Origin of the sequence: Okeania sp. SIO2F5 (assembly GCF_010692685.1) — a bacterium.
Classification (GTDB): domain Bacteria; phylum Cyanobacteriota; class Cyanobacteriia; order Cyanobacteriales; family Microcoleaceae; genus Okeania; species Okeania hirsuta.
Genome location: NZ_JAAHGU010000328.1, coordinates 1 through 1065 on the forward strand (window position 1 = coordinate 1; position 1065 = coordinate 1065).

At 34.7% G+C, this 1065-nt stretch carries 2 protein-coding genes; both read right to left on the reverse strand.

Going from position 1 to position 1065, the window contains the following annotated elements; all coding sequences use genetic code 11:
• Positions 1-292: 292 nt before the first annotated feature.
• Entirely contained in the window at positions 293-481 is a 189-nt protein-coding gene (rpsU, locus tag F6K27_RS33365) for a 30S ribosomal protein S21 (protein ID WP_011613894.1), read from the reverse strand.
• A 237-nt stretch (positions 482-718) separates the two neighbouring features.
• Positions 719-928 carry a hypothetical protein gene (locus F6K27_RS33370; protein ID WP_287281104.1) on the reverse strand — a complete coding sequence of 70 codons (210 nt, stop codon included), beginning with the start codon at positions 926-928 and terminating at the stop codon, positions 719-721.
• Positions 929-1065 lie beyond the last annotated feature (137 nt).

Consider the following 1065-nt stretch of genomic DNA (forward strand, 5'->3'; position numbering starts at 1 on the left):
GTAAACAATTTCAAGCTATAAACTGTAAATTATCAATACCATTACAGACATCCTTAAAACTTTAAGGTTTAGCGATCGCCTAATTTATGAAAAATACAGCTCATACAGTTACTTTTATATTACATTGCAAATATCTATGTAACATGTAAAGATGCCAGCGCTCATTGCTATAGTGTCAGGGAGACGCACCCAGGCGTCTCAACAAAAGTTATCTTAATAGCTTCTTAACGACTTATAGACTTAGAAAGACACTAATTGACAACAAATTCAAATTACAATAAAGCAATAAAGATTAATAACGGGAACGTCTTTTCCTTTGTTTTTGTAGAGCCATTGCTTTACGCTTCCGTTTTTCAATGGGGGTCTCAAAGTGACGATGTTTTTTCATATCTGGAAATATTCCGGCTTGAGAAACTTGTCGTTTAAACCGACGTAATGCAGATTCAATTCCTTCATTTTCTCCTAGTATCACTTGGGTCATCTATGCATTATCCTCCTAATAGATATTTAGACTTTATTTTTGTTTTGTGGAGCAAAAGTAGTTATTCTTTGCTAGTTCAGTTTACAGAAAGCAAGGTTAGCCAATTGTGGCTACTACTCTAAATAGCTCTAACATTTCAAGTTTTAGTATATTAGCATAAATTATCTAATGTTTAAATAAGGAAGAAGGAAATGGTCTAATTGTGGTATAATCAAAATTAATACTTATGATTCAAGATTATTTCTGAAACTGACTTAATAACCACCTGTAAACTTGGGTTTGATTTTCTTTACGAGTGCGTTGCAGTGCTTCCTCTAATAAAGAAATGGCGAACCCTGGCAAAACTTGAGACTCATTAATTCTTTTACTACCTCCATCGGCAACTGCAAAGGCAATAACTTCTGCCTTCAAGGTCGCGTCAACTATCCAATATTCAGCAACATTCATCGCTTCATACGGCTTTGTTGCATGAAAGTAGCGATCGCCAAAAACTCCCTTAGTTGGAAGTTAACTAGATTTCTACTTTGTAGCTCTGGGGTTTACCATTTTGAATCATCACGTTGAGTATGGAACATTGTATGAAT

Excerpts from the sequence above, each read along its gene's own strand:
- F6K27_RS33370 (WP_287281104.1), bottom strand. The coding sequence starts at position 928 with ATGAATGTTGCTGAATATTGGATAGTTGACGCGACCTTGAAGGCAGAA.
- rpsU (WP_011613894.1), bottom strand. The coding sequence starts at position 481 with ATGACCCAAGTGATACTAGGAGAAAATGAAGGAATTGAATCTGCATTA.